The sequence below is a fragment of the Paenibacillus caseinilyticus genome (assembly GCF_027533645.1).
Taxonomy (GTDB): Bacteria; Bacillota; Bacilli; order Paenibacillales; family NBRC-103111; genus Paenibacillus_G; species Paenibacillus_G caseinilyticus.
On record NZ_JAQAGY010000005.1, the window covers coordinates 198,762 to 220,388 of the forward strand.

15 protein-coding genes are annotated in these 21,627 nt (G+C 60.6%); 7 read left to right on the forward strand and 8 right to left on the reverse strand.

The window, feature by feature from the left end:
- Positions 1-30 precede the first annotated feature (30 nt).
- The 6 genes from O9H32_RS10085 to O9H32_RS10110 all read right to left on the reverse strand — a co-directional run bounded on the left by O9H32_RS10085 (position 31) and on the right by O9H32_RS10110 (position 8,399).
- Complete coding sequence (locus O9H32_RS10085) at positions 31-933, reverse strand: carbohydrate ABC transporter permease (RefSeq protein WP_269865912.1); 903 nt, start codon at positions 931-933, stop codon at positions 31-33.
- A gap of 88 nt (positions 934-1,021) precedes the next feature.
- Positions 1,022-2,371: an ABC transporter substrate-binding protein gene (locus tag O9H32_RS10090; protein ID WP_269865913.1), complete on the reverse strand. Its 1,350-nt coding sequence runs from the start codon at positions 2,369-2,371 to the stop codon at positions 1,022-1,024.
- A gap of 237 nt (positions 2,372-2,608) precedes the next feature.
- The gene (locus O9H32_RS10095; protein WP_269865914.1) at positions 2,609-3,877 is read right to left on the reverse strand and encodes an extracellular solute-binding protein; all 1,269 of its coding nucleotides are present in this window, start codon (positions 3,875-3,877) and stop codon (positions 2,609-2,611) included.
- 93 nt (positions 3,878-3,970) lie between these two features.
- Complete coding sequence (locus O9H32_RS10100; RefSeq protein WP_269865915.1) at positions 3,971-4,951, reverse strand: substrate-binding domain-containing protein; 981 nt, start codon at positions 4,949-4,951, stop codon at positions 3,971-3,973.
- Between the two features lie 14 nt (positions 4,952-4,965).
- Positions 4,966-6,762 carry a cache domain-containing sensor histidine kinase gene (locus O9H32_RS10105; RefSeq protein ID WP_269865916.1) on the reverse strand — a complete coding sequence of 599 codons (1,797 nt, stop codon included), beginning with the start codon at positions 6,760-6,762 and terminating at the stop codon, positions 4,966-4,968.
- On the reverse strand, positions 6,759-8,399 hold the full coding sequence (locus O9H32_RS10110) for a response regulator (RefSeq protein ID WP_269865917.1): 1,641 nt from the start codon (positions 8,397-8,399) through the stop codon (positions 6,759-6,761). Before O9H32_RS10110 ends, O9H32_RS10105 begins: the two co-directional genes overlap by 4 nt.
- A 238-nt stretch (positions 8,400-8,637) precedes the next feature.
- On the opposite strand from O9H32_RS10110, the gene O9H32_RS10115 reads away from it, so the two are divergent.
- The 5 genes from O9H32_RS10115 (at position 8,638) to O9H32_RS10135 (ending at position 15,986) form a co-directional block, all read left to right on the forward strand.
- Positions 8,638-9,075: a helix-turn-helix domain-containing protein gene (locus tag O9H32_RS10115; protein ID WP_269865918.1), complete on the forward strand. Its 438-nt coding sequence runs from the start codon at positions 8,638-8,640 to the stop codon at positions 9,073-9,075.
- A gap of 738 nt (positions 9,076-9,813) precedes the next feature.
- Positions 9,814-11,328, forward strand: coding sequence for an extracellular solute-binding protein (locus O9H32_RS10120; RefSeq protein WP_269865919.1), 1,515 nt, complete (start codon positions 9,814-9,816; stop codon positions 11,326-11,328).
- A gap of 3 nt (positions 11,329-11,331) precedes the next feature.
- Positions 11,332-13,116: a sensor histidine kinase gene (locus O9H32_RS10125; protein WP_269865921.1), complete on the forward strand. Its 1,785-nt coding sequence runs from the start codon at positions 11,332-11,334 to the stop codon at positions 13,114-13,116.
- 33 nt (positions 13,117-13,149) lie between these two features.
- The gene (locus tag O9H32_RS10130; RefSeq protein ID WP_269865923.1) at positions 13,150-14,751 is read left to right on the forward strand and encodes a response regulator; all 1,602 of its coding nucleotides are present in this window, start codon (positions 13,150-13,152) and stop codon (positions 14,749-14,751) included.
- Between the two features lie 164 nt (positions 14,752-14,915).
- On the forward strand, positions 14,916-15,986 hold the full coding sequence (locus tag O9H32_RS10135; RefSeq protein ID WP_269865924.1) for a YrpD family protein: 1,071 nt from the start codon (positions 14,916-14,918) through the stop codon (positions 15,984-15,986).
- A gap of 295 nt (positions 15,987-16,281) precedes the next feature.
- Here the strand turns inward: O9H32_RS10135 and O9H32_RS10140 are convergent, their stop codons facing one another.
- The gene (locus O9H32_RS10140) at positions 16,282-17,088 is read right to left on the reverse strand and encodes a WYL domain-containing protein (protein WP_269865925.1); all 807 of its coding nucleotides are present in this window, start codon (positions 17,086-17,088) and stop codon (positions 16,282-16,284) included.
- Positions 17,075-18,430 carry a helix-turn-helix transcriptional regulator gene (locus tag O9H32_RS10145; protein ID WP_269865926.1) on the reverse strand — a complete coding sequence of 452 codons (1,356 nt, stop codon included), beginning with the start codon at positions 18,428-18,430 and terminating at the stop codon, positions 17,075-17,077. Before O9H32_RS10145 ends, O9H32_RS10140 begins: the two co-directional genes overlap by 14 nt.
- Positions 18,431-19,053: 623 nt before the next feature.
- Between O9H32_RS10145 and O9H32_RS10150 the strand changes: the two genes are divergently transcribed.
- Together O9H32_RS10150 and O9H32_RS10155 are read left to right on the forward strand one after the other, a co-directional pair.
- Positions 19,054-20,550 (forward strand): TROVE domain-containing protein, encoded by a 1,497-nt coding sequence (locus O9H32_RS10150; protein WP_269865927.1) that lies wholly within the window; start codon positions 19,054-19,056, stop codon positions 20,548-20,550.
- A 51-nt stretch (positions 20,551-20,601) separates the two neighbouring features.
- Complete coding sequence (locus O9H32_RS10155) at positions 20,602-21,387, forward strand: nucleotidyltransferase domain-containing protein (RefSeq protein ID WP_269865928.1); 786 nt, start codon at positions 20,602-20,604, stop codon at positions 21,385-21,387.
- Positions 21,388-21,627 lie beyond the last annotated feature (240 nt).

Below are 21,627 nucleotides of genomic sequence, written 5' to 3' on the forward strand. Positions count from 1 at the left end.
AGGGTTCCTCCTTTCGGTAAGGGATGCGGATTAGCTGACTTCGATGGTCTCATGGCGCATCAGGCGCTGCAGGATCACGGTAGAGATCAGCGACAGGACCAGGATCACGACGCCGATCGCCGCCCCGTAGCCGAAGTGATACTGCTTGAAGGCCATCTGGTACAGGTACGAGCCCATCACGTGGGTCGTATTGTCGGGGCCGCCGCCGGTCATGAGCATGACGATGACGAACGAGCCGTTGAGCGTGGTCATCATGATGTTGATGACGGATACCTTCATCTGTTCCCAGATCAGCGGAAGGGTGATGCTGCGGAATTGGGTCCACTGGCCCGCTCCCTCTATACCGGCCGCTTCGTAGTACGAATCGGGAATGTTCAAGATTGCGGCGATGAGCAGGATCATGTAGAAGCCGATCCCCGCCCAGATCGTCGGTGGAAGCAGCATCCAGATCGTATGCTGCGGGAAGCCGAGCCACGTAGTGCTCACCGGTTCATCGGTGAACAGGGACAGGAAGGCGTTCAGGAAGCCGATCTGCGGATTATAGATGAAGTTCCACAGGACGCCGATGACGACCACCGAGATGACGTTCGGGATGAAGAAGATCGAGCGGAAAAAGCCGGAGCGCATGACCTTCAGACGCGTCAAGGCGACGGCGAAGAAGGTGGCGAGCGTCATGATGCCGATAACCTTGCCGAGGACAAGGAAATAGTCGTTGCCGATGCTCTGCAGGACGATCGGGTCACTTAGCATCTCCTTGAAGTTATCCAGGCCGATGAATGTCTTGTCCTGCGACATGCCGGACCAGTCGAATAGAGAGTAGTACATTGCCTGGACGACGGGGTAGATCGTGAACAAGCAGAAGAAAAGGAAGGTGGGGATAATGAATATCGAGATGAATACGGCCCGGTTCCACTGCGCGGTTCGGGTCTTCATGGGTTCTCACCTGGCTTCACATAAAATCACGGAGAAGGCGGCAGGGCAGGGGCCCTCCCGCCTTCTCCGTGTTAGACTGCGGCGAATCTTACTTCTTCACTTTCTTGGCGACGTCGGTGACGCGCTTGACCCACTCTTCCGGCGTAATCGTACCGATGGTGAGGGCGTCGGTCGCATCCATCATGGCTTTATCGACATCCGCGTTGAAGGTGACGGTCGGCACGACGACGGTGTCCGGGCTCGTCAGGTACGCAGCGGCGTCCTTAACGAAGCTAGGCGCGTTCGACTTGCTGATATCGCCCTTGATGTTCGAAGGCGCACCGCTCAGCTCGGCCCATTGGGAAGCTTGGGATTCGGAGAAGATGAACTGCAGGAACGCTTTGGCCGCTTCTTTGTTCTTGGCGTTCTTCGCGATCGCCACGGTGGAAGTCGACGTGTTCGCTACAACCTTGCTGCCCTTGTCATGCGAGAGCGAAGGGATGAAGCCGAAGTCGAAGGAAGGCGGCACGTCCTTGGCCATTTCGTTCGGCAGCCACAGGCCGTTCACGATGAACGCATCTTTGTGCTGGAGGAACAGCATCTGGGAATCCGTATGGTTGATCTGGATGGCCGCCTTGTCGATGAAGCCCTTGTCGCGGATCTCGGCGATCTTGCCCAGCGCCTTCAGGACGGCCGGGTTCTGGAATGCCTCTACTTTGGAATCGCCCATATCCTGGAGCAGCTTGTAGTCGTTGTTGTTGGCCGCCACGATCGCCGGATACAGGAATGAGCCGTTGATATAGTACGGGTATTTGCCGGTATGGATGAACGGCGTGACGCCGGCCGCTTTGATCTTCTCGCTGACTTCGAGGAACGATTGGTAATCCTTCGGCGCTTCCCAGCCTTTTTCCTTGAAGAAAGCCTTGTCCCAGAAGACGCCCCACGAGTTCATGACGAGCGGTATGTTGTAGATCTTGCCGTTATACTGCGGAGGCTGCTGTGCGAGCAGGTCGGTGATCTTCTTGCCGTCGACGTTCTTCGCTTCCTTGATCCACTCGGTGAGGTCCTCGAGCTGGCCGTCGGTCACCATCTGGCGGTCGTTCAGCTCCGGGCCGTCGATGTAGACGAAGTCGGGCGGGTTGCCCCCGATCCAGCGCGGTTTGTTCTGCTCGTTGATCTTCGGTCCGGCGCTCTGCTTGATCTTCAGGTCGGGGTTCGCGGCTTGGAAGTCCGCGATGACCTTCTTCCACCACTTGTCCCCGTAGCCGCCTACGAAATACTGGATCTCGAAGTCGCCGGTGAGCTTCTTGCCGCCGGATGCCGCTGTGCCTTCCGCCGGTTTGGTGTCGGCCGGCTTCGCCGTTTCTTTCGCCGGGGCGGTCGAGCCGCAGCCGGTCAACGATACCATAGCCATGGACACGGCCATGGTCAGCGCCGCGATTTGTTTTTGTTTGTTCATGCAAAGAACCCTCCCTGAACGATTCTGTATACGCCGGAGCCGCCGCTGAGGCTGCAATCCGTATCGCTTATACACATCATACCGGGGAGGGTCCTGCCACTCTATCGAATATCTTCCAAGAATTCTATAGAATTCTCTGAATTGTTCAGCGGGTTCATGATTCCGCACATGAATCGTTCATCCTGTAAAGCGCCTGTGAGCGGTGCCCGTCGTGACTGGAATGTCCGGGAGCGTCCGTCAGGGACGGGTCTGCGACACGGCAAAAAGCTGCAGCTGGTCGAGCGCCTGCCTCGGGCTCACGTGGCCCTGGAGCACCGCTTCCCCCATCTTGCGCGAGGCGGCCATGACGGCCGACCAGACCGGCTGGTCGATCGGATAGAACCGGGCCTGCTGCAGCTGGTCGATATGCTCCCGGGTCAGGGGATCGAGCCGGGAGAGCCGGTCGCCCACGGTCCGGGTCACCGGCAGGACGCCCTCCGCGGCGACAAGGCGTTCGTAATTGGCGTCATCGTACAGGAAGTCGAGGAACCGGGAGATCGCCTTGGGGTCCGCATGGTCCGTCTGGAACGAGACGAGCACATCCTGCACGCCGAAGGCCGCCGGTGGCAGGCCGTCCTTGACGGGAATCGGACCGACGCCCCACTTCAGGCCGGGGAATTCGGTCGGGACGACGGACGAGAAGTAATTGCCGGAGATCATCATGCCGAGCCGGCCGTCGCCGAGGATGCGCTGCTTCTCGTCCCTCGTCGTCACGGCGGGCTCTGGGTCGGTCAGCCCCTGATCGTACAGCTCCTTCAGGAAGGCGAGGCCTTCGACGTTCTCCGGGGAGTTGATCGTCCACTGCCCATCGCGCATCCAGCCGCCTCCCGCGCCGTTGAAGAAGTAGGAGAGATACGCCTGAATCTCGTTATCCGTCAGATCGACGCCGAAGCCGTAGGCCCGGCCCGCGCTCTTGATCTTCCGTGCGGCGAGCTGCAGATCGCTCCAGGTGGCAGGGGGCGCGGCGATGCCGGCCTGCTCGAACAGCTCTTTGTTGTAATACAGATTCCGGACGGAGGCGACGTAGGGGATCGCGTACTGCACGCCGTGCCGGCGGTCGATCTCCATGAAATGATCGTAGAACTTGCCCTTCAGCTCGGGGGACAGGATGTCGTTCAGGTTGTGCAGCCGGCCGCTCTCGGCGAAGTGGGCATAGATGTTCGTGCTGAGCAGGTCCGGCGGCTGGCCGCCCGAGATCATCGTCGTGTACACGCCGTCCAGGATGTCCCAGTTCACCACCTGCAGCTCCACGTCGATGGAGGGATTCTTCAGCTCGAATTCCCGGACGAGGTTCTCGAGAAGAGGCTTCGAGGCAGAGCTGTATTCGGCGGCGACGAACTGGATCAGCGACGGCTTGGTTTCCTGCGGCGCGGGCATGGCCGGCTCTTGCTCTTGCGGGGAGCAGGCGGATGTAGCCAGGAGCAGGAGCGAACAGAGCAGGAGGGAGGGGCGCAGGGAGCGGTGCATGGCAGGGCGTCACTTCCTTATAGGGAATGTCGGGTATGGCACGAATGCCGGAGCCGGCCCGCCGGCGGCAGCGGATGGACTGCCACCCGCGGCTTAGTTGAACGGGAACAGCAGCTTCTGGTTCTCCGGTGTGTACATGGTGTCCTGCGTGACGAGGGTCGACTCGATAAGCAGGGGCGGATCGGACTTGCGGCCGAAGGCCGGCCGTACGGCGGCCTGCACCGCCATATAGCCCATATTGAACGGCTTGTGGACCACAAGGGCATGCACGATGCCGGCTTCGAGCAGCTGAATCTCGTAGACCGAGCTGTCGAAGCCGATGAGCGTGACGGGGCTCGTGCGGCTGTTCTCCCGGAGGGCCTTGGCCGCGCCGAGCGTCGCCGCTTCGTTCAGGGCGATGATTCCGTTGAGCTCCGGGGCGTCCGCGAGCAGCCCTTTGGTGATCTTGTAGGCCTGCTCCTCGGAGCCCCCGTGGTAGTAGGTGCCGAGCAGGCGGCCGCCGTAGCCCGCCAGCGCTTCGTTCACGCCCCGCTCCCGCAGCCCGGTCACCGCGGAGAGCCTGGAATCGCTGATGACGGCAGTGACAGGGGGCCGGCGCACGGCATCGGCGAGCGCATGGCCGGACTTACGGCCGTCCTCCTCATGATGGTTCGTAATCAGGCTGCCGGGCGGCACGCCTTCGATGGGGGCATCCATCACGAGCAGGCGGATGCCGGCCTGCTCGATACGGGGAATCCAGGGCTCCAGCTGCCGCTCGTCCACCGGGGCGATCAGGATCGCCTTCGGCTTCCGGGCGACCGCCTGCTCCAGCAGGCGGAGCTGGCCGGCGGAATCCGTCTCTGTGAGGGGGCCTTCCACCTCCAGGTGAAGGCCCAGGTCTTTGGCAGCGGCCTTGGCTCCGGCGCTGACGCTCTGCCAGTAGGCCGCGCGGACGTCTGCGCTCTTCAGAATGACTTCGACCGTAGATGCGGCGCTGCCGCCGTCCCGGCCGGAGAAGTAGAGATGGAGGGCGGCAGCGACCGTCCCGCCGAGCAGGACGGCGAGCAGCCCGAATAAGATCCACTGCTGGCGCATGGGGGCAGCCCCTCTCATAGATGTTTGGGAATCGTGATCGTCACCAGGGTACCTTGGTCGAGCACGCTGTCGATGGTAATGCCGTAGTCGCTGCCGAAGTACAGGCGGACCCGCTCGTGCACGTTCGGGATGCCGATGCCCCGGCGGGTGTCCCGGAGGCCGTCCGCTTCCGGGCGGGTCAGCCGCTCGAGCTGTTCGGGACTCATGCCGGCGCCGTTGTCGCGCACCTCGAAGCGGAGGCAGTCTTCCTCTTCGCGGCCGGTCACCGTAATCAGGCCCTCGTCGAGCTGGCCGCGGATGCCGTGGTAGATCGCATTTTCGACGAAGGGCTGCAGCAGGATTTTGACCGTCTTGTAGTGGAGCATCTCCGCCGGCACGTCGATCCGGTAGTCGAGCTGGTCCTTGTACCGCATCTTCTGGATGAGCAGGTAATTCGTGATATGCTCCAGCTCCACGCGGACGGGCACCAGCTCTTCGTCCTTCGTGATCCCGGCGCGGAACAGCTTGGCGAGGGCGGAAGTCATCTCCACGACTTCCTCGTGCTTCTTCTGCTCGGCCATCCAGATGATGGAATCGAGCGTGTTGTACAGAAAATGCGGGTTGATCTGCGACTGAAGCAGCTTCAACTCGATGAGCCGCTTGTTCTCCTGGGTCTCGAACATCTCGTGCATGAGCCGCTTCGTTTCTCCCACCATATGGTTGAAGGTGCGGCCGAGCTGTCCGATCTCGTTCACCTGGGTAATCTCCGCCCGCACGTCGAAGTTGCCGCGCTCCACCTGCTTCATCACGGACTGCAGGTTCTTGATGGGGCGCGAGAGGCGGTGCGAGAGTAGGAAGGAGATCAGGAGCGAGATGAGCAGCCCGAGTCCGCCCCAGAGCCAGAAGGAGGTCTGGAAGACGGATTTGTTCGCAATGAGCTCGTCCGTATAGGCGACGCCGACGATCTTCCATCCGAAGCGGGTGTCCTGAACAGAATAAATGCGTTTGCCCTCGCTGTCCTCGGCGGTGAAGCTGCCGCTGCCCGTCTGCATCACCTGGTCGATCCGCTCGGTCCGCAGATGGCTGTAGATGAGCTGCTGCTGGGGGTGGTACACGAGGTTCCCGTCCTGGTCTGCGATGAAGACGTAGCCCCGCTTGCCGAGGTTGATGTTGCTGCAGATTTCGTTGATGACGCTAAGGTTCAGGTCGACCAGAAAAATCCCTTCGCTGCGGATGCCGTCCGTGCTCTTGAGCTCCCGGCTCAGCGAGACGACCCAGCGGTACTCGTTCTGGATCACATTCTGCACGTGCGGCGGGGAGATGGCGGACCGGCCGCCGAGACGCTGGGCGTTCTTGTACCAAGGCTGCTCGGCCAGCTTCGCATTCGGATTCAGCGAAGTGATGCGCCGGTCGGAGACGAAGCGCCCGTTGTATCCGAACACCATGATCGAGCCGATATCCTTGCGGGTGTAGAGGATCGACTGGAACAGGTCCGAGATGCGCTTCTCGTACGCTCTCCGCTCTTCTTCGCTGATGAAGGAGCTGTCCGAGATGTAGTATTTGACGTCCTTGTTCGTCATCGCCAGGATGGAGATGTTCTCCATGTTGTCGATATACGACTGGATGTTGGCATTCACCTGCTGCATAATCTCGGCCATGGAGACTCTCGCGTTCTGTTCCACGGCATCGGCGGACAGACGGTAGGAGATCCACGAGACCGTCACGATCGAGAACAGAATGAGGCAGGAGAAAGCGGCGGAGATACTCGACTGGATGCTTTTCAGGGGGAACCAAGGGAACCATCCCCGGGCCGGGCCGCCTCCCGGCTTCATGACCGGTTCTCCTTGGCGAGCTTATCCCGGTACTCGCGCGGCGTCTTGCCGGTATGCTTCTTGAACAGCATGCTGAAGTAGTTCGCATCGCTGTAGCCGATCCGCTCCGCGATCTGGTAGAGCTTCAGGTCGCCTTCCTGCAGCAGCTCCTTTGCCTTCTCGAGCCGCACCCGCGTCAAGTATTCGACGAAGGTCTCGCCGGTGCGCTGCTTGAAGACCAGCGAGAAGTGGCTCGTGCTCATGAGTACATGCCGGCATACGCTCTGCAGCGACAAGGCTTCGTCCGCATAGTTCTCTTCGATGTAGGCGACGGCCTGCAGCGCCTGCTTCTTGGCGGTGTGGCTCCGGTTGTCGGCGATGGCCGTCATGGCGGACCCCACGGTCCGCTGCAGCCAGGCTTCGATCTCATCGAGCGTCTTGAACCGCTCGATATCCGAGAAGATGAAGGATGACGACACATGGGGAAGCTGGCCGCCGAGCCCGAGCTCCTGCAGGGTGTTCATCAGAGCGAGGACTGCCTTCTGGATCTGTAGCTGGCAGGCGCCGATCGGGAGCAAGGACTGCTTCAGCTCCGCGACGAACTGCCGGATGAGTCCGCGCACATCCTCAAGGGATCCCGTCTTGACCGCCGTGGCGATCCGCCGGTCCCACTCTTGCCCCGGCTGCGGGGCGGCCGCGGGACGGCCTTCGACGTCAAGGGTGCTCAGCACCCGGTTCTTGCCGAAGAGAAAGCGGTACTCCAGCGCGTTCAGCGCGCTCCGGTACGAGAGGGGCAGCTCCTTGGCGGTGGAGCACACGGCGCCGATGCCGACGGTGACGGTATACTTGAGGTACTTCTCGATCTGGTGCCGGGCATCCTCGGCCAGCCGGAATGCCGGAGCCTGCAGGGGATCGCTCGGCGTCTGGCCGGCCAGCAGCACAATCATCCGCTCTTCACGGGACCGGAAGGCGAGTCCGCCTTCCTTGTGAGCAATCTCCTGCAGGATGTTGAAGCCCGCGAAGCGGAGCAGCTCGGCGTCCGGTACAGCACCGGTGCGGTTCTCCGGCGGGGCGAAGGTGTCCGCGAGATCGTCGAAGTCGAAGACGACTGCGAGGAACCCCGGCTCAAGCGGAGGGATGCCGAAGTACCGGCAGCGCTCCTCGAGCTCCCGGGGGGAGACGCCGGTGACGACCATCCGCTCGAGGAAGCGTTCTTTGAGCAGCGGCAGGCTCTGGTTCAGCTGGCTGTAGAGCCGGGAGATGTCCTCCCGCTGCCGCAGCTCTTCGTCCATCTCTTCCTTCAACCTGCCGAGCAGCGAACGTATCTCCCGGGCTGTAATCGGTTTCAGGATGAAGTCCTTCACCTGCAGGCGCAGCGCCTGCTGGGCATATTCGAACTGGTCGAAGCCGGTCAGGATCACGACCTTGGTGTGGGGATAAGCCGCGGCGATGCGCCCCGCGAGTTCCAGACCGTTCATGAACGGCATAGAGATGTCCGTGACCACCAGGTCCGGCTTCAGCGTCTCGACGGCTTCCCAGGCCTGCCTGCCGTTCGTATAATCGCCGATGAGCTCGAAGCCCAGGGCGTGCCAGTCGATCGTATTCTTGAGTCCTTCGAGTACCTCAACTTCATCGTCCACGATAATGAGTCTATGCATTAAGAGAACACCTCGGGTCTGTGGGGTGGTGAACGGATGGATCGCTGCCGCCAAAAGGCTGTAAGAAGATGATATCAAGGATTGGGCGCCGCGTATACGGGGGGATTGCGGGTTGCAAAATAGAACCCCCTCATTCAGATGGGGGACATATGCTTTGATGCTTGGTTTAATAAGTTGAAAATGTGTATAATAAGTTTAATTTTGTGGTATAATTTTTATACGATAGGAGGTCAGATACATGGTTAAAATGGCCGAGCGGGAACTAAAAGAAAAGCTAAATCAGCTAGAACTAAAAGCAAAGGAAACGGGTCAAGGGGTTACGGTGGCTCTTACAGCCGAAGAGCTCCATACGCTTATTCAAAATTTGGGTAAGGCCAGAGCCAAACGAGTCGGACCCAGCAAGTCAGCTAGGCTCATCCCGAAAGAGGATGACGGATGTTATTCGGTAGCTGAGGTTGCTAAGCGATTCAATTATTCAGAACAGGCTATATACAAATGGATTCACACGGGTAAGATCAAAGCCCACAAAGTTCCGTTTTCCAAAAAAGGCTACCGGATTCCTAAAGATCAGTTTAAGGAACGCATATCTCTCAGGGATAAGATCTTACAATCGAGAAAACAGCTTATTGGTGATGCTGTTGTCGAATTCGACGACCCCTCTGGGAGTAGAGAATGAGTACAGGAGTCAATACAATTATCCGAGTCCAGTGGGACAGTCTTTTATCGAGGTTCGGATTAGAAGGAGCCTCAAACATGATTTTGGGTTAGTCGATGTATGGGACTACCCCATAATTGCGGCCGCAATGCAATATGGAGTAGATTTGCTTATTACAGATGATAAGAAGGGATTCATTGATCCGCTCGGCAAGCTGAGAGTTATGTGCCTCTATGATGCCATTCGTTTCGATTTGTCTACTCTCCATATGAAGGAATCAGAATGGCTTTTATAGCAGTTGCGACGCCTATCTATCCTTTCAATCTTGGTATTCGATCATGGAACCGGAAGTAACTCTATCGGACCGGAGGCCGCCATCCGCTTCTCGGTAGGTGCGCTGGACGAAACTGCCTTCCGTCCGGTCCTGCAGGGACCGCACGGTCTTGAATCCGCATCATTTTCCCTGTAAGACTTCCGATATATATGGTATATTGTGTAAGATCCTATCGAAATTTACTAGGAGGCGAAGAGGGAAGAAGGGGACGATTCTCTCGCCTGAATCCGCTGGGGGCAGCAGGTGAAAAGAGGCAGACGCCTTCCTTGATTCGGACCGGCCATAGAATGGATAAAAAAGAGAGACATCGGTTGTAATATACAACAAACGAAAGGGGGATGTATACGTGTCCTCTCCTATTCGGGATGCCCGAAAAGGTAGATGGCTGGCAATCCGTTATCAGATCATTTCGGAGGAGGTTTATTGTGAATCATGTCGATGCAGCTGGAATGTGCCGGATTGCGGCCGTGCTTCTTCTTAGCGTTCTCAGCGTGAGCTGCTCGGAGAGGGGGGCTTGGCAGGGAGCCATGAGATCCGCCGGTCCGGATCCCGTTTCGATCGTCGTCAATAGCCAGGGGATGCGGTTTCCGGAAGGGCTGGACGAGAACCGGAATCCCTATCTGCATTATATTGAAGAGCATACGGGACTTGATGTCCAGGTGGACCTTCCGCCTCAGGAGAGGTACCACCAGTCGGCGGAGGCACTTCTCGCTTCGGGGCAGCCTCCCGATCTGATCTCCGTCTACTCCCAGGTGTGGGTCGCCCGTCAGGCTAGACGCGGGGCTATCCTGCCGCTCGACGAATGGCTGCAGAAGTACGGGGCCGACCTGCGCCGCAGCGTTCCCGAAGCGGCCTGGGCCCAGGCGCGGTACGACGGCAAGATCTATGCGATTCCGAGCTTGAACCCGAACGAGGGGATGGAGCTGATGTATGCGCGCAAGGATTGGCTCGACCGGCTGGGATTGCAGCCTCCCCGGACGCTCGAAGAATACAAGCGCGTAATCCGGGCCTTCGCGCTGGAGGATCCGGACGGGAACGGACGCCAGGATACGTATGGACTCGGGCTGATGAACCATCTGTTCCGCTCGGCACCGTTCTTCGGCGCGTACGGGGTGCAGTTGAATCAGTGGGTGGAACGGGAGGGGAAGCTGGTCTATTCGAACACGCTCCCCGAAACCAAGAAAGCGCTTTTATTTCTTGCAGACCTTTACAGGGAAGGGGCGATTGATCCGGAATTTCCGCTGGCGAATCAAGCGAAGCTGTCGCAGATGGTGGAGCGCGGACAAGTCGGCTTGTTCTCCGCGACCTGGTACGACACCCGGGGGATGATTGCGCTGAACCGGAAGAGGGATCCGCAGGCCGAGTGGATCCCTCTCGACTATCCCGTAGGACCGCAGGGGCACCGCGGCGTCTATGCCATCCCCGCCGTACGCAGCTATCAGGTCGTGCCGTCAGGGAGCCGGCATCCGGACAGGGCCGTCCGGCTGCTTAACTTTATCGGCGGGGAGGGGCAGGAGACGCTTGCCCTTGGGTTCGAGAACGAGGTATGGACACGGAAGAACGGCAGGATCGTGAGCAACTTTGCCGAGCATGACAAGCATGCGTATCGGGGGCTCTATGGGTCGCTGGCGGATCTGGCCCAGACGGAGCTGCTGCGCACCCGCCTGGATTCGTACGGGGAGGAGCTTCGCCTCTACGATAACCTCGAGAGAATCCGCGGCTCTCTCATTCATGACGCTTATACGGGTATGCCGACACCGGCCATGGAAGCCTATGCGGACGAGCTGAACAAGCTGCAGATCGTATTCCTCGAGATTGTGCTGGGGACCGCTCCGCCAGAAGCCTTCGACCGTTATGTGGAGGAGTGGACCGCGCAGGGCGGGGCAGCCATAACGGACGAGGTTAACGCCTGGTACCGGGCGTCCCGCCGATGGGAGTAGCACATGAAGATGCTTCGATGGCTCTACTCCCGTTATGCTCGCAGCACGCAGATCCGGCTTACGAGTTATTTTCTGGTCGTGCTGCTGCCACTGGTCGCCGTCTCCTTGTATGCCACCGACCGCTCGGGCGAGATCGTGTTCGAAGAGAGCCTGCTGTGGACCCAAAGCAGTCTCCGCTCGGTGGCCGACTCCATCGATTCGCTCCTGCAGAATGCCGAAGAATTGTCCCGGATGATGGCCACCGACGAGCAGTTGATCCTGATCCTGAAGCAGGCAGGACCGCAGCTCTCCCCCGCTACGGTCTACAGGTTCACGGAGCTGATCGGCAGGCTCTGGAACGTGACTTCGATCTCCCGGACGGTATCGGCGGTCTCCGTGTATCACGCCGACTCCGCGACGATCCTCTCGACCAGATCGGGGACGAGGCGGATCGGGGATGACGCCGAACGCTCCTGGCTGAACGGGCTTGCGGCCGCTGCAGGCAAGGAGGTCCGCTTCGTAGGCCGGGACGAGCCTACGGCAGGCGGCGGCACGTTCAGCGGGTTGACCGGCGCTGAGGGCATCTCCCTGGTGAGGGCGGTCGACCCCTATAACAACGAACGGAAGCCGAATCTGCTCATCGTCACCCTGAACCCCGGCCGGCTGCTTCAAGTCATGAAGCAGATCCTGCCGTCCGCGAGCTCCTCGATCGAGCTGCGGGACAAGAACGGCGCGATAGCGGCCGGTACCGGATCGGGGCCGTTATCCGCAGGATCGGGGCGCATGATTGAAGCCAGTGCGGTCTCCTCTGTATACGGTTGGTCATTGCTGCTGCAGCAGCCGGAGGAGGAGCTCTACAGGGCGACCCGGCAGATTCGCAATTTCACCTACCTCATTATCGTCATCTCCACGCTGCTTGCCGTATTGATCTCTTGGGGCATCTATACGCGCATCGCCTCGCCGCTTCAGAAGCTGTCTCACGGAATGAAGGAGCTCAGCGGAGGCAACTACGATCTCCGGCTCCGTCATGGACGGGAGGACGAATTCGGGATGGTGATGGATCTCTACAACCGGATGGCTGCGGAGCAGAAGCACCTGATCGAGGATTATTATGAGCAGCAGCTTAAGCTCAGCCGGACCGAGATGAGATTTCTTCAATCCCAGATCAACCCGCATTTTCTGTACAATACGCTCGATTCGATCTACTGGACAGCCAAAAATTACGACGCCGAGGAGATCAGCGAGATGGTGCTGAACTTGTCCCGGTTCTTCCGTCTCAGCCTTCATAAAGGGAAAGACACATTCACGCTGGGGGAAACCGTCGCCCATCTCGATTATTACGTAAGGGTGCAGCAGATCCGCTACCTGGACAGCTTCCGTGTCACTTATGAACTGCAGGAGGAGACGAAGGCCCTCCCGGTGATGAAGCTGCTGCTGCAGCCTCTCGTGGAGAATGCGATCCAGCACGGGCTGGAGAAGAGAGGGGATGGCGGGCGGCTTGAAGTCCGCAGCAGGCTGGAGGACGGACAGCTCGTCTTGAGCGTTAGCGACAATGGGGCGGGGATCGGGGCCGGGAGGCTGGCTTACATCCAGAGGGAGCTTGGCGAGCTGGGGAAGGGCCGGACGGGATTGCCGCTTGGAGGAGTCGACGAAGGGGTGCAGGATCTGTACGGGCTGCGCAACGTGCTGTCACGGGTCCGGATGTACTACGGAGAGGCGTCTGGCCTTCTGATCGAAAGCGGCGAGGGCGAGGGGACAACCGTCACGCTGCACTTTCCCTTGGAAGGCGGCAGGAGCGGACCGGCGTAGGCGAGAGATGTGAAGCGAAGAGGAGCGGATCCGGTGAATCTATTAATCGTAGAAGACGAACATCGGCTGAGGAACAGCCTGGCCCATGGCATTCCCTGGGAGGAGCACGGCATCGATGTCATAGCGGCCGTGTCCGGCGGCGGGGAGGCGCTGGAGACCATCGGGAGGAAGTGCCCGGATCTTATGCTCCTCGATATCCAGATGCCGGATATGGACGGGCTGACCCTTGCCCGGCGGGTGAGGGAGGCTGTGCCCCGGATGGGGATGGTCATCTTGAGCGGGCACGACAGCTTCGCCTATGCGCAGACGGCCGTAGAGCTGGGCGTATATCAGTATTTGCTGAAGCCGGCAGGGGACCGGGAGATTCTGCAGGCGGTCACGGGTGCGGCAGAGCAGCTCCGGCAGGAGCGGGACGAGCGGCATGAGCAGGCGATGCTCGAGTACAAGTGGCAGCAGCATCTGCCCCAGCTGCAGAACCGGTTCCTCTTGTACTGGCTGACGGGCCAATACCGGCGGGAGGAGATCCTGCGGCGCGGCAGCGAGCTGGGGCTGGAGCTTCGGCCGGAGAGCCGGTACGCGGTCGCCGTGATCGACCGGGACGAGGGGGCGGAGAGCGGAGACGGTCCCCTGGTGAAGGAGGCCTCCATGCTCCAGTACATGCTTCGGCGCATCGCGGAAGAGCAGCCTGGAGGCGGCACCTGCTGGGTCTGTCCGGATCTGCCGGCAGCTGCGGTGCTTCTGTTCGCGCTGCCCGCCGGGCAAGGCGAGCAAGAGAGCCTGCTGCGGATTCATACGGCCGTGGAGCGGATGCTGTCGCTGGCGGGCCGCTCCTTCGGCATCACGGTCAGCGCAGGCATCAGCGGGAAGACCGGAGAGGCTGAGGCGGTATACGAGCTCTACGAACAGGCCCGTACGGCACTGCTCAGGCGCAAGATGTATGGCGGCGGCATCGCCATCCCGTACAAGGAAGCGGAGGAGCCGTCCCTCTCGGTTCCGCCCCTGGAACCGTCCTTCGAGCATGCGCTGGAGACCGCTCTGCAGACCGGCGACGGAGCGAGGGCGAAGGAGGCGCTCGATGCCTTATGGGCGTCAGGCATTGCCGGCCTCACCCATCCCGACGAAGTCCAAGAGCAGGTGCTCTACCTCGGTTCGCTGCTCATCCGCAGCATCCGGCGGCAGGGCTGGCTGCTCAAGGAGGTTACGGGGGAGCACTATCCGTACTTCCAGAATATCCACCTGCTGACGACCGCGGAGCATATTCATTCCTGGCTGACGGGTACCGTGGAGAAGATCATCGCTTATGCGGACCAGCAGGGGAGCCTCGTCAGCCATGAGACGATCAAGTCGATGCTGGAGGTGGTGGAGCGGGAGCTGGATCAGGATCTTACGCTGCATATGCTCGCGGACCGTCTGTACGTCAATGCCTCCTACCTGAGCCGCCTGTTCAAACAAGAGACCGGCCAGCCGTTCTCCGCCTATGTGCTGGAGCGGAAGATGGAACGCGCGAAGGCAGCGCTTCTCGAAGGGGCGAAGGTCTATGATGCCGCGCTCGCAGCAGGGTACCGGGACGTGAGTTATTTTACCAAGGTCTTCCGGAAGTACTGGGGGACGACGCCGGGGAGTATGAAGGTATAGAGCTCCGGCACGAAGCGGGGGGATTCGGAGCGAACCGACAGGAGATGTCATCAAATTACCAGAAGGGGTCATCGCTGTCTCCTAATGTTTCTTCCCCGCCTCCGGTATACTGGGGCATGAGGTTGGTTGTCCTAACTCCATATCCCGAAGGAGCGTGTGAATTTATGAAGAAAAAACTCGCAGTATTGACGGTAGCCGCATCGGTTGTAGCCTCATTCCCTGTATCCCTTATGGCAGCTGAACCGGCGGGAGCGCCGCAGGAGGTCCAAGTCATTCCGCTCACCCAGAACAGCAGCGGAGCCAAGGTGAACGAGGTGGTTGCGAAAGCCCGTGCAGCCGGCGAAGAGGGCCTTCAGAAGAGAGCGGCGGCCGCCAAGACCGAGCGTTCGGCGGCATCGGCAGATACGGCTTCCAAGTCGGCGGTGAACTATCTGCTGATTGAAGGGAACACGCACTATTTGTACGAGAAGAACGGCGTCGATGAGGCCGAAAAAGTATATGTGTATGAGTCGGAGGCGCCTGCTGCAGCCAGCGAAGCCCGTGCCAAAGGGGCGGTAGCAGCGGCAGCGGTCAATCTGCCGGACGGGATCGGCGGCAAAGCCGTCGTGACCAAGAACGGGTCCTACTTCAACGCGACCGTGCGGACAGCGACGGCGGCACAGCTGACGGGCGCGCCATCGGGAGCGACGTACATCTACGGAGGCTTCAGCGGGACGGGCCGCAAGTACGACGGCACGTCGACGAGCTATCCGGTGGAAGCCGATATGGGGCTGCAGTACAGCAACAGCTACGGCTATGTGAAATGGACCCCGATGCTCAGCTTCTACAACGGCGTGAAATCGAACGGCTCGTTCCAATCGGGCTACGATAAAGTGCAGTACAAGAACGGGTACAAGGGCGGCGTGGACCTCAATCTGACGACCTACCGCAACGTGAACGGCAATACCCGCCTGTCCGTCAGCGGCACGGCGGAGTGCCCCGATATGGCCTGCACCTCCCAGACGGATACGTACCTGACAAGCGTAGTGGAAGTAGCGGGGACGAACGTATCGAGCGTGAGCAAGTGGAAGATGCTTGCGACGATCGCGGGTTCCGAGACGGTGACGGGCAAGAACTATGCCCAGTTCAAGAACGTGAACGTGGATGGCGTGACGCAGACGCCGACCGTCGAGGCGGAGGACTACGCTACAGTGAGCATCAGCGGCAGCACGGCGACGATTAATGTATCGCGGTAAAAGTAGGGACAGGAAGAGCGCATGCTAGACAGGAACAGAGCATGCCGAATTGCTGAAAAGAGCCGCTCTTGGGAGCGCAGTGCAGAGCGTAACCGCTTTGCACCGCGCCCGCCAAGGGCGGCTTTTTGGATATCTAAGAATTTATATCTCGCTAGGGATCGATCCTGTCATCTTACATATCTAATAAACGCGCCTCGTCCTTAAAGGACGGCGAAGCCGTTTATCTTGCGACTGCGTATTCAAGTCGGGATCTCGCAGGAAGCCAGCGGGCCGGTGATGATCGCCTTCCCCTTCCTTATTCCCTCCCGTACCGTGCGAGCGCGAGACGTGCCGATTCCCGCATCCGCTCCTGCAGGCGGGGGCCCTCCGCTACCCGGACCCGCTTCCCGAGAAAGCGCAGCTTCGAGAGAACATACTCCGCTTCATCGCTGTGATAAGTGAGCCGGATGCGGTATACATCCTGAGCTTCGTCATAAGCGACTTCCTTATCGAAGCAGGAGAAGGCATACAGGATGCGCGACAGCTCCTTGCGGTAGAAGGGCAGCACTTCAATCAGTGCCTGCTCCCGCCGAGAAGCCAGAATGTCCGCCGCATGCCCGAGAGCGGCAGCCGCTTCTGTTTCCCCGATGGGCTCTTCGTGCACTTCCAGAATGGTCTCCAGCTTGGTCGTAAGCAGAGTCCGCTCTGCCAGATGGTACCAGAGCAGATACCACTCCTTGCGGACCATGGAATACTCCAGCTTGTACGGGAGGCCGGGCTGGCCGCCGTACAATGAGCCGCTCCGCGTCCGGATCGTCAGGCGCATGCCGGAGCCCGATAAGATCAGCCGGCGAAGCGGGCGGAGCAGAGGGTGGTAGAGCCGGCGCTCGGCATGGCGGGCTTTCTCGAGGAAGCCACCCCCGCTTGTGAAGTCCGGCGTTTCTGTGCTCGCGAGCCATTCCCGCAGCGTACGGAGCGTCTCCGGCAGAAGGGCATCCGAGGCAGCGGGATGCTCCAGCATCCGCTTCAGCCAAGCCCGCTCATGCGAGGTGGACGTGAAGGTGGCCGTTTCGTCGAGATGGGATACGATGGCGTAGCTGAATATTTTCTCAAACGGATTCATGGTAGTAATCTTCGATCTCCTTCCATTCGGCGATCATCTCCTGGCGCAGCTGCCGCGGTGCGAGTACCTCGCAGCTCGAACCGAAGCTGCGGAGCCACGGCTTGATCTCCGTGGTGCCGCTCACCTCGATTTCGTAGACGAAGGACGCCTCGTCCTCCTCCTGAATCGCGCCCCACTGTCCCTGCAGCTCCACGCGCTCCCGGATCCAATCCGGCTGTCCGCCCCCGGGGCGGTAGAATCTCGCCCGGACCGTTACCGGGGGAGACGTATCGAGTACCCAGCTTCGGCTGAGCTTCTCCTTCAGCCTCTGCTGGCGTTCGAGGTGCACATCCTCCGGGACTTCTTCCTCCACCTCAATCTGCGTAATCCCCTCTACGCGGTACTTGCGGATGCCCTGCCTGGGGTGGGAGGCCAGCAGATACCAGCGGCCATATTGGTGGTCGTATACGACCTGGAGGGGATGCGCGGTTTCGGCCGCGCCCGCCGTTTCGCGTTCGAAGAGCGGATTGGTGTTGCGCGAAGCATAGTGGCTGCCGGATTTCGGGGAGAAATACAGGAACCGGACCTTCCGGCGCTGGCGGATGGCATGCAGCAGCGTGTACAGGTGTGCCTCGTCCAGGATGCGGGAGTGGTAATGATACTTGTAGCAGAAGGGCTCGGTCAGCAGGGCTTCCCAGTCCGGGCGTGATGACCCGGGGAGACCTGGCTTGCCGCTCTCATGGGACTTCAGCGCCCGCTTGAGGCTGTCGCGCAGCAGGTATCCTTGGACGGACGGAACCTGGGTGTTCGCCATGATATCCACATAGTCGTACAGATCGCACAGCTCACCGAAGGATAGCTCCGTCAGGATATCATTGTGCAGCCGGTAGCGGTAAGGCCGGGGGCCGGGCTCCCGCCGGATGACGCCGACCTCTTCGAGATACTTCAGGTCGGTGCGGATCGTCTTCTCATCGGGAAGGGCAGCGTCTGCAGGCATTGCTGTACAGCACGTGTCGAGCAGCTCGAGTGCGGTCTGCGGCCTCACTTGAAGCGAGGACAGCAGCAGTGCGAGACGGCGGCTCTCGGATTCCTTCAGGGACTTCGCCCGGTAGAGGAACAGGAGCAGCGGGTCGGCCGATTCGTAATAATGGTACCGGAGCATGTCCGCGAACTCCCGGCCCTCCTCGCCGGGCAGCTGGCGGTGCACGGTGCTGAGCACGTCCTTCAGCCGCCGGATCGTCTTGTCGAAGGTGTGCACGGAGATCCCGAGCCGCCGGGCATACTGCTGCCGGTCATAGGCGCCGCTGGTCAGCACCAGCATGCGGAGGAATTGGATTTCTTTGTCGAAGCTTTCACGTGCCATGGCGTACCGCCTCCGTTCGGTTAATTCTTGTTCACCTATTGTAGCAGGAGCCGGGGATGGGTGCCTACCGCAAAATAATTGGCGGAGAAGCTCCTTCGTAATACTTTCGCCATGTTCATGGGAGCGCGGATAAGCGATGATAAGGGTGTGAGACGGGCGGCCTGCCGCTTGGGCTCACGGGGATCTCCGAGGCGCAGGCAGGGTTACTTCTTGTCGCCGGTTCGAGTCCGGCTCCTGCCAGAGGCGGGATAGCTCAGTTGGTAGAGCAGAGCCACCTTTCCGAACTTTTCCTCGAAGACCGACCATCCGTACATAGACACAGTGGCAATCTGCCGTCATGGCGTGAAGCGAGGCGCCCGAAAGGGTTCCTTCGACCTCCAATTGAAAATGAAAGGCGCGCAGCTGCACACCTGTGATGAGCGCGCCGCAACCTTTTCGCCATCTTCCTCGCTTCTTCATTCCGAGACTTCGGACTGCCACGCATCACATCATCCGGCGAGGCGCCGGGGAGGGTTCCTTCGATCTGACGATGGCCGGCCGGACCCTGGGTCCGGCAGCAGGTTCGACTCCTGCAGCTCCTTCCCCATCCTTCCTCGCCGGCCTTACTTAAGGAGGCTATACCAATGAGCCATGCACGCAAACTCTTCGGCCGTACCCGGCCGCAATCATATAATCACGAAGGCTATGCCGCTTATGCGCGCTCTCCGGAGGAGCAGTATCTGCAGACGCTGCTGACCAATACACTGGGCAACACCTTCTATGCCGATGGCAGCGACCTGCTGGAAGAGGCGCAGCGGATGCATCTTCAGATGGCGCAGCACCATCCGCAGTTCATGGCCCGGGCGCTGGTCTTTGCCCGCACCGAAGGCTTCATGCGCCTGCAGCCCCTGTACGGGCTGGCCGTGCTCTCGGGCATCCGCCCGGACTTGTTCGCCCAGGCATTCCCGGGCGTCGTCCGCATCCCGTCGGACCTTGCGGACTTCCTTACGATCCTGCGGGGGCTGGGCCGGGGACAGGGCGGGCGCGCCGTGAAGCGGCAGGTGAACCGGTTCCTCTCCGGCATAACTGAATACTGGGCGCTGAAGTACAACGGACGCGGACGGGGTTACAGCCTCGGCGACGCCATTGCGACCGCCCACCCGAAGCCCGCGGACGAGAAGCAGCGCTCGCTGTTCCGCTACTTACGCGGCAAGGAGGCGGACCTGTCGCTGCTGCCCCAGGTTGCTGCGCTGGAGGAGCTGAAGCGGGCGGGCTCCGAGGCGGAGCAGCTCCACTGGATCGGCGAAGGGCGGCTGCCGTATGAGACGGTCACCGGCGCGATCCGGCCTACGCGCTCCGTCTGGGAGGCGCTGCTGTACCAGATGCCGCAGTTCGCGCTGCTGCGCCATCTGAACGCGCTGGACCGTGCCGGCGTCTTCGACTCCGCCGAACACCTGCGGTACGCCGCAAGCCGGCTGACCGACCGCGAAGCGCTCGAGAAGTCGCGCATCCTGCCGTTCCGTTTCGCTGCTGCCTTCCGTCAGGTCGATCATCCCGAGCTGCGGGATGCCCTGCGGGCCGCAGTCGATCTCACCTTCGGCTCGCTGCCGGAGCTGCCCGGCCGTACCGCGGTGTTCCTCGACATCTCGGGCTCGATGGACGGGGATTATCTTCGGACAGGCTCGGTCTTCGCGCTGGCCCTGTATAAGAAGACGCAGGGCAGCTCGCTGTTCTGGCTGTTCGACACCGAGGTGGTCGACCCGAAGCCTTCCCGGTACGACAGCATCCTGGGGCAGGCGGAGAGGATCCACAGCCGCGGGGGGACCGATACGGGAGCGCCCGTGCGCAGGCTGATCCGGGAGAAGCAGCGCGTGGACCGGATTATCATCATCACGGATGAACAGCAGAACAGCGGCAGCCCGTTCTACCGCGACCTGCAGGCATACCGGACGGAGGTGAACCCGGAGGTCCAGGCGTTCATCGTGGATATCGCGCCGTACCGGCAGGCCATGGTACCGCCGGACGACCCGCGCACCTTCTATATCTACGGCTGGAGCGATACCGTACTGTCTTACATTGCGCAAGCTTCGCAGGGATACGGATCCATGGCGGAACGTGTGGCAGCCATGGAATGGGAATAATATACAACGGATGGGCCCAAGGATGGCCGGGAGCCAAGGAGGCTGAGCAGCATGACCGACATACAGCAAGAGATCATGAAGGAGCTTCACCGCATCGAAGAAGAGAAGAACGTGCGCATCCTGTACGCCTGCGAGTCGGGCAGCCGGGCTTGGGGCTTCCCCTCGCGGGACAGCGACTATGACGTGCGCTTCCTGTACCTGCGCCCTATGGACTGGTACCTCTCCATCGACGAAGGAAGGGATGTCATCGAGCGCCCGATCTCGGACCGTCTCGACCTGAGCGGCTGGGACCTGCGCAAGGCGCTGCGGTTGTTCCGCAAGTCGAACCCGCCCCTGCTCGAGTGGCTGCAGTCGCCGATGCCGTACCTCGAGAGGTACACGGTCGTCGAACAGATCCGCCGCATCTCGCCGCTGACCTTCTCGCCGAAGTCCTGCATGTACCACTACCTCAACATGGCGAAGGGCAACTTCCGCGAGTATCTGCAGGGGGAGCAGGTGAAGATCAAAAAGTACTTCTACGTGCTTCGTCCGCTGCTCGCCTGCAGCTGGATCGAGAAGTTCGGCACGATGGCGCCGATGGAGTTCGATGTGCTGGTGGAGGGGCTGATCCCCCGGCAGGGAGAACTGTACGCTGCCGTTCAGACGCTGCTGGCCCGCAAGAAAGCTGGCGACGAGCTGGATTACGAGCCGAAAGTCGGGCCGATCCATGCGTACCTGGAGGAGCGGATCGCCTACTTCGAGCAGGCAGCCGTCCTGCAGCCGGCAGGAAGCGCCGCCAAGGATCCCGGGCTGGACGCCTTATTCCGCGGAGCGCTGCGGGAAGTGTGGGGAGAATAGACAGGGAGGGGATTCAGGCTCAGGTGCAGGAGGCGCCGGGCTTGGATCTTCTTTATGTAGCGGGTAGGGGGAGTTAGGCTGGAGCGCTGATACTGCTGCTTGTCGATAGGGGTAATCCTGGGGGAGGCACAGGGAGCCTATTGCTATACCCATTCTTTCCCTCGCACGGAGCGGAGCCTTGGATATAATAGTAAGAAAACAGCTGGACGGCCTGACGGACAGAGAGAAAGAAGGTATGGG